Annotated in this window: 3 protein-coding genes; all 3 read right to left on the bottom strand. The window is 35.7% G+C overall.

All coding sequences use genetic code 11. The features are described from left to right. Positions 1-254, bottom strand: a 254-nt coding sequence (locus V8G56_RS16225) for a type IX secretion system membrane protein PorP/SprF (protein ID WP_395439514.1), incomplete at its 3' end; no start/stop codon positions are given. A gap of 40 nt (positions 255-294) precedes the next feature. After that, positions 295-8,541, bottom strand: coding sequence for a T9SS type B sorting domain-containing protein (locus V8G56_RS16220; protein WP_395439513.1), 8,247 nt, complete (start codon positions 8,539-8,541; stop codon positions 295-297). A gap of 466 nt (positions 8,542-9,007) precedes the next feature. Beyond that, a partial coding sequence (locus V8G56_RS16215) for a type IX secretion system membrane protein PorP/SprF (RefSeq protein ID WP_395438162.1) occupies positions 9,008-9,301 on the bottom strand: 294 nt, incomplete at its 5' end.

Here is a 9,301-nt window from a genome sequence, read left to right as displayed (position 1 = left end):
GAGAATCCTATTCCGGAACGATCTGCTATTCTAAAGTCTGCATATAAAGACTGGTTATCTGGAGCGCCTTTAATACCAACCCATTGTGTCAAGCCGTTCGCTCTGATTTTTAAATTGTCTCCAATACCTGCATAGGTAGGTGATACCACAAAATTATTATCTGCTAAATATTGCGTAAAAACAGGCAAGTTCAACTCTTGACCATAACTTTTTATGACGATCAAGAGAAACAGATATATAATTAATTTTTGCATTTGAAACATTTTAAATTCAGAGGATTAAACCACTAATTTGTTACCTGTATAATGTAAAATGCCCTACGAATTGACGATTATCTTTTAAATCATTAAGTCTTACAACATACCAATAATCTCCTGTTGGAAGCTCAATGGTGTTATATTTGCCATCCCATTTTTCGCCTACTCGTAAAGTAACAAGTTTACGACCATATCTATCAAAAATATCATAGGTTAAGTCTTTATACTGTGATGTACATCCTGGTCCCCATTCATCTAAATAGCCATCATCATTAGGGGTGAAATAATTGGTTACACACACATCAATATATTCAAAATATCTGGTTGCGCTTGCAATACAACCGTTACTATCGGTTACTTTAACCGTATAATTCCCAGACTCATAGATTATAAATGTACTGGTATTGCCATATGATTCTGTATATGACGTCGATTCATTTATGACTTCATAGGTGTAAATACCCGAACCTCCTGTAGCTGTTGCTACTATTTCATTAAGGTTTCCATCATCAATAGCTATCTGTAAGGGGTCAAACTGTTCTACATCAAAGTTGATAGTTTTTTCACAGGCATTGGTATGCCTTATATTGATAATATGACTTCCTGATACCAAATCATTAAAAATATTACTGGTTTGATATATTCCTCCGTCTAATGAATAATCTATATCTGCCGTGTCAACCGTGCTATCATCAACATAAACTATAACACTATTACTTGAAGCATCCGTATTATTTGTACAATATTCTATTTCAACTTCAGCATTAATTAACACAGACTCTGGGAATGTAATGTTCCATTCAGATTCACAGCCTTCATTATCCCTCACATAAACAACATGATCGCCACCTTCTAATCCTGTGAAATCAAATTGTGTTTGACCTAAGATTCCTATGGTATAAACGCCATTAATATCGTCCAGACTCACACTGTAAGGCTCGGTTCCACCAGTAATATCAATACTAAACTCACCATTCATATCACCAAAACAAACTTCTGGAATGATTGAACTAGGAATGATAGTTAGCATTACAGGAGCAGGCTCGGTAATAGTAAAATCGAAAATCACAAAACAACCCAATTCATCTTGAGCCATAGCCTGGTAGGCTCCAGGTGATAAGTTTTCAAAAGTAGATGATTCAAAAAATTGATTCAATTGCGGTGAAATGGCATACTTAATAATACCTGTTCCGCCAGAAGCATTTATTTCTATAACACCATTATTCGACCCATTACAGGTTACATTTGAAATTGAATAATTTACTGTTAATGGTAAAGCAGGTTCCGTAATAGTAATTGTCGCAGATGTTGTCAAACAATCTCCACTATCCACTCTTATCTGATAGGTTCCAACAGGAAGATCAGTGAAAACTCCCGGACTGTTTTGCACCGCTCCCGGTATATTTGTTCCTGATGCATCTTGTAATGTATAAATATAATTTCCTAAACCTCCTTGAGCTACTGCTACTATAACACCAGTAGTATCGCCATTACAATTGATGGTTGCGTTGGTTGCATCTATGTTAATTGTTAGCGTTGGCAATGGATCTATCTTAATTTCATTGGACACCTGAGCATTACAACCATTAGCATCTCTTACGTAATATATATACGTTCCGGGTGCTACCGTAATGGTTGTTGATGACACGAATGAACCTAAAGGTCCTCCAGTGAAATTTATGTTATCACTATAAGTATATCCTCCTGTTCCTCCTGAAGCACTTAATGTAAGTATTGTTCCTGTTAAACAGGTTTGAGACGTTTCTTTCACTAAAAGAGCTTGTACTTCACTTGGTTCTGTTATAGTTACATTAGGTGAATCAAATGAACAATTATACCCATCAGTTACTGTAACATTATAAACCCCTGCTCCTAACCCATCAAATACGGGTGATAATTGTGGTCCGGATGAACTTGGTGTTGGTGAAATCATATGAAGCACATAGGTATAATTGCTTCCCTGACCGCCATTTTCACCACTTATTGTTATAGTCGCATTGGTATCTCCAAAACATGCCAGTAATGAATTAGTTGCTGTAACAGTAGCATTGATTGGTGGCGGAATGTCAAGAGTTAAACCTGTTGTTGCAATACATCCTCCTGCATCTCTAACATTCACGGTATAAGTTCCAGCTGATAAATTTCTAAATGTACCGTTTGGAGAGTATGCAACAAATGCTGCACCTGTTAACTCATATTCATAAGATCCCCAACCACCACTGGCAAGAGCTGTTATGGTTCCTTGTCCATCATCACAAGTTACACTTGATGTTTCTGATGCTGAAAGTGTTAATGCGTCTGATGGAGAAGCAATAATCACACTTGAAGTTGCTGAACAAAAAGGACTGGCCGTTTCGGTCACTGTAACCGTATAATTACCTGCCGGTATTAATGTAACTGTTTCTGGATTTAGTACTGACGAATTTCCAGTTCCTGTTGTTACAGAAGTTCCCAAATTATCAAAAACTTCATAATTATACGGACCTGAATATCCATTGATATTAATTTCAAAAGAACCCGTATCTCCATAACAAATAACTGCCGTTGGTAAAGTGGTAAAAGTTAATGGTATTGCTGCTGGTAAAACGATAGTTACATCTTTAAAACAAGAATTAGTAAAATCATTCACTCTTAAGGTATACGTTCCTGCACCTAATCCTGTAAAAATATTTGACGGTTGAGCTGGCACAATAATGGGCGCAATAATTTCATATGAATAATTACCGGTTCCGCCAGAAGCAGTCACTTCAATCTCTCCGTCATCATCATTACATGTTGGTAATACCGTGACTGCCGGAATCAATTCTAATGGTGGTGATATAATGACAGTTTCTAAATTTGCACAACCATTTGTGTCACGTACTTCTATAGTATGAGGTCCTGATGCCTGGTTTGATATGGTAAACGGAGCCGTTATTGTTTGAAACGCACCACCATCAATACTGTAACTATAAGGAGGTATTCCCGCCGCTGTTAAGGTGACATCAATTTCAAAATTACCTTCAGTAACCGTACATTGGTTATTTAAAATTGCTGTAATTGCTGGTACCGGATCTGATGGTAAAACAATGACAGGCGTTGTTTTTATACAACCATACGCATCTTTAACATGTACGTAGTAATTTCCTGCGTCTCTATTGAATACGTTAGTCGAAGCCCATAATGGATCTGAGGCTAATGGTGGGACTGCAGTTGTTGTTATTTGGAACACATATGGTGCGGTTCCATCTGTAGCAGTAGCACTAATAACACCTGAAGCTGGATTACAGTTAGCATTTTTATCAACAGTAGCTGTAATATTTAAATCAAACTTAGATTCTGTGATATTGAAATTTGCCGTCACCACACTACATCCTGCATTTGTTGCACCAGCATTTTCTGTTATTAACACAAAATAATTACCAAAAGGTAATGTACCAAAATTAGATACTGTCAACGTACCATTTGCTGGTATTGTTCCCGTTCCTGAAATACCGGTTGGCACTAAAGATTGAGAATTATATATTTCATAACTTACATCTGTCGTAACTGGGTAAACACTGGTTATATTAAAACTTACGTTCCCGTCAGCACTACCAACACAAGTAATATTATTTGAAGTGACTGCATTGGCAATCAATGTAGAATTTGTTGGAATTGGTAGGGTGGCTGATTCGTAATAATAACAGCTGGTGGACTCATCAAAAACTATAAAAGTATAGGTAACTCCTGGTAATAAATTATTAAACGTAGTTTGTGCACTTCCAACAGCGTCTTCATCTTGCCAAGGAAAAGCAGTCGGAGGTGAATAGGTCATTCCAATTCCTGTATAAATAGCAAAATGAAATGGTCCTGAGCTTGGAAGCGCCGATCCTACTGACACTGCAGCAGACCCTCCTGTAGAACAATCCAATGGAGGCGAAAATACATCAACGTGAAGATGATCAGGTGGTGATGCTACTAATACATCTTGAATCAATACTGCACAACCGTTAGCATCAACGACATTGATTTGATACAAACCAAAATCAACCACATCAAAAGTAGTAGATGTTGTTCCAGCGGCATTCAATTCAAAATCAGAATAACCATTGGTTCCGGTCACAAAATAATCATAAGGTGCGGTGCCACCTGTAACACCATCAATTATTACAGAGCCTTTTGATACTCCAAGAGCACTACATGTAATATCAACCGGATGATAGGCCACATTTATTGGAGTTGGTTCTGCAATTGTGATTGTTGCTGTATCCTGACAAGATTTCGAATCAGTTAATGTCACCGTATAATCGCCAGAAGGCAATCCTGATAATTGGGTACCATAATTAATACCTGTTGTATCATTATTAACGGTTATTGCGAATGGTGGCGTACCAACCGCACTGTTAATTGTAACCTGAATCGCTCCATCAGTGCCACCAAAACATAAATTTGGTGTTGATGTTATTGAACTTATTTCGGGAAGTGAAATAGCGTATATAGTTTGTATTCCCGATTCTGCTGTACATCCATTAGCATCGGTTATTTCAAATCGATAGGTACCGTCTGTTGGTGCTGTATAAGTAAATGGTGAACCTGTTGCTCCTAGAGAGCTATAGGCGCCTCCATTTATAGATACTGCATATGTAAAAGGTGCTGCACCTCCTGAAATAGAACCTGTAATGATGGCATCTGGTGATATGGTACAATCAAGATCTTTGGTTAAAACGGTGTTTACCCTAATAATTGGTAAAGGCGTAATGGTAAAAGACTCAATATATGTACAATTATTAGCATCTTTTACCCTAAAAGTATAGGTATTTGGTGCTAAACCTGCAAACACATTGGAAGTTTGATAACTAGTAGCAGCCGAAGCTGGTAATATTATTTGATATTCCAAAGTTCCAGTGCCTCCAGTTGGAGTTAATGTTACTGTAGAAATATTTAACGGACAAGTTAATGGAGTATTACTAAATGCTAAATCTGTAGGTGGATTTAAAGGATCTATGGTTATAGGAGCAATTGCAAAAGTACATCCACTTGAGTCTTTGATGGTAACAACATAGATTCCATTTGTTAATCCAGAAAATATAGGTCCGGCTTGAAAATTTAAACCATCTAAACTATAAGTATATGGAGCCGTTCCACCAGAAACTCCTGAAACAGATATGGTACCATTAGAAGTACATGTATATGGAGTAGTTAATGTCGCTGTTCCAATAATTGGAGGTACTTCAGTAATAACAATAGGCTGTGGAGCAGAAAGACAAACATCAGTTCCTGTGGTGTACTGAACTACCACATCATAATTTCCACTTGCCAGACCAGTAAAAATTGGTGAATTAAAGAATGTAACACCATTATCAATACTATACATTAAACTATTGCCATTGGCATTGGTAACATTAATATTTATGATCCCATTATTACCTGAATTTGCACATAGAATATTTGTTGGTGTCACATTAAAATCTGGCGCAGGTGTTGCATTTACTGTTATGGAAGTCTCTGCTGAACAGTTATTAGAATCTACAACTGTAATGTTATAGATTCCGGGAGTCGTTACTGTAATTATTGGTGTACTTTGAAAAACAGTAGTGCTGTTTACAAAATAGTAATAAGGAGGGGTTCCTCCCACAGGATAAACCGTTATCTCTCCATCTGTACAGGTCAATGGCTTTGTAAGTGCAGCCGTTGCTGTTAATAATGGTGGATTTATAATATCAATATTTCCAGAATAAATACATCCATCTTCAGTAGACACATTTACAATATAAGATCCTGGATTAAGGTTGGCAAAAGTATGATCACTTTCCATTACCGGACCAACGCTATTTATTAGCGTTGCACCCTGATAAATTGAATAAAAATATTGTGGACGCACGTCATTAGCAGCCAATTTTATACTTCCTTTTTCACCATAACAATAGGGTTGTGTAATAATGGTGGAAACTGTAAAATTCCTTTGTCTGATTTGAACGTCAGGTACGGTAAAAATACATGGATTTGGTGTGACCCCTATTTGTCTGAAATAAACCTGATAAATATTGGGTAAGACAATAGAAAAAACATTAGTAGGCTGATAATTAATGCCATCAATACTGTACTCATAACCACTAGGAACGCCTCCAACAGTTATTTCTCCCGGAGTTGTACATATAATATCTTTTGAAGTAACGGTTGGAATTAATAAGTTTTCATACACATTAAAATAAAACTGATTAAAACATCCCCCGGTATAATTTAAGGTTAATCGATATTGCCCTGCAGTATCAATCATAAAATCTGGTCCGGTGGCAATCTGATTCCAAGTACATGAAGGATTTTCATTAGCACAATCTAAATCAGTGACGGCCGGACAATTTGTTTCATCTAATTTTTCCCATATTATGGATGTTGCATCTGTGATATTAGTCTGAATAGATCTTGAATCATTAGCCCCGCATAAGAAAAAATTAGGTAATAATTTTCCATCGTTTGGACAGGTCACCACCTGATCAGCAAATGGGATTAACGGATTGGTAACACCAGCACCAAAAGTAATGACATTAAACACTTGATCAATTGATTGACAAGGTGCAATAGCGGTATTATGAACATAATAAGTACCTGGAGTTGTTACGGTTATGGATTGTGTAGTTCCAATAACGGGGGACCCTGTAGGGCTTGTGGACCAAGAATAAGCATCATATCCATTTCCAGCTGTTAAAACCGTGCTAGCACCACATAGTATCACATTCTCTTCGAAAGTACAGTTGATATCAGCCAGAAAGTTGGTAGCTCCTGGGGTTAACAAACAGCCTGTATTAGTACTAAAACTAGGGTCATCTGAAATTGTAAATGTAGGATTAATAGTTCCTTTATATGTTGCGTAAGCTTGATTGTTTATAATATTAGAACAGGCATCGCTCAGTAAACTACATGTTTTAACGACGGTTACTTTAAAACGTATTTCTAAAACAGGATCATTTTGTTCTACAACAGCTCTATCCACCCTAAAAACAATTTCTCGTGTAGCCGCATTGTAACTATCTACAGTAACTCCCGTAGGCAAGGAAACGATGTCAGCAGGATAATTAAATACAATATTTATTGGTAAAACATCTCTGATGGTAAGGTCTGTAGCATCATCATTACCAGTATTCTGGAAACCAATAACGTAATTTAATTCATCTCCAAGGTTAACCAGTTGTCCTCCAATATCATTACCAGAAGCATCTTCAACTATTTTGGTCAATACAATATTTGGAGCAATAATTTCAATTGCAAATGCACTAAAATAATAGTAGTAAATATCTAGATTACTTCCCAAACTAATAGTTGCTGAAGTAGCTCCATTTGGAATGAGGGTATTTCCTGCGTTAGGAATATTTATTATACCTGCATCAAACCCTAAAGTATTAGAGCCATCTGGAACTCTGGTGGTAAATAGCTCAGGAGTATTGGTCACTGGATCAATATAAGAAACTGTACTGTTGAAAAAATTATTTCCTGGACGTATTACGGTACCAGCATTATTAGTAGCACTTATTGTAGAACCATTAAGTCTTAAATAATCACCGGTGTATCTGCGGTCACCTTCTATAGTACTAAAGGCAAATTTAGCTCTTACTGGTCCAACAGGAATTGTTGTAAATCCAGAAACAGGAAATGTTTCATTTATAGTACTTGTAATTTTTGTAAAACCATCAAATGAGGTAATATACTTACTCGGCAACAGAGGATCTTCATATACTATAAAAAGAGACCAACCTGCTGAAAGACCTTCTGAATTTGGTCTTGGGCCAACTAATGAAGAAATATTAGCAACTGCATAAGTTCCTTCAGGATCTGCCAATGCCGTTACTAAATTAGTGACATCTTGGTAATATACATAAGTATTAGAATTACTGTTATTGGCAGCGTTCTGGAAATAAATTTGGGTTCCAGAAATATCTGTATAGGTACCACCTGGAACTTTAAATTTAATATCTGAAATTGGATCAGACCCATTCACAACGGCGCTCCAATATAAACCGGCATATACAATTTTATAACAGTTAACGTCATTTGGCACATCTAAGTCCGCACTACTGGAATTAAATGTACTTGGATCTCCATCAATATCAACATATACTGCTGCATCAATCCTATCATTGGTATCATTTCCGTTATAAGGATTTGAAACGTGTAGACCTACATTACTATTCCCAATTAAAAGAATATCACCTTTAATTGCCTGATCATATCTAGGCACAAAAGGAACAAGATTTTGAGAAAATGACTGAAAAATAGCAAAAAACAAAATAACGATAAGCCCTTTGCTTAAGAAAGTAATGTTTTTCATAGTAGGTTAATTTTCTAATCTTTTGTCTTCATTTGGGGTAAAGAAAAAAGAATTTTTTATTAAAATGTAGGTATAAAATTACTTAATTTTCATTTCAACCAAAATTATTACCTTTTAACAGCATAAATATATTGAAATATTTTTTAAAAGCAAAGGGAGCTACAATAAATTAAGTGTTTAATCGTTGTTTGGCTGTTTTTTGAACATTTAAACGATTTCAGAATATCATTTGTAAGAATTTATTTCTTAAATAAGTCAGAATATGGTTATAAAGAAATAGTTGAAGGTTTTCAACTTTGATAGAGATCATAATTGCGTATACCATTAAAAGGCATTAATAGTGCAAAAAATCTATTCATTGAAATTAAATCAGTACGACTTTAAATTTACATTATTTAATGTTCATATTAATAAAATAGTATTTTCAATTTTATTTAAAACCAGGCCGAAAATATAAAACTGTCAATTAATGAACAGGACTTTGTGTACAAGGACAGTTACTGATGCCTCGTAGAAAATCTAAGCCTATGGTAATCACATGGGTTCCCGAATTGTAACTTGATAAATCATTAATGGTTACCTGATAAGCATATCCAAAATAAAACATAGACTTTTTAAAACCTACCATAGGTCCAACATTTAATGGTTTAAAAAATTGGTCGTTAAGAAAACGATAAGAGATACCGGCCCAATAATAATCTTCATTTCTATTGTACTTCCTCACTTTAAAATTGATATCAGTACTGGATCTTCTGTCACT

Source organism: Gaetbulibacter aquiaggeris (assembly GCF_044003965.1).
GTDB lineage: Bacteria > Bacteroidota > Bacteroidia > Flavobacteriales > Flavobacteriaceae > Yeosuana > Yeosuana aquiaggeris.
The sequence above is the reverse complement of the archived record's forward strand: the minus strand, read 5'-3'. Positions and strand labels throughout refer to the sequence as shown.

Bases quoted from the DNA above. Each gene is read 5' to 3' on its own strand.
- V8G56_RS16220 (WP_395439513.1), bottom strand. From the start codon at position 8,541: ATGAAAAACATTACTTTCTTAAGCAAAGGGCTTATCGTTATTTTGTTT.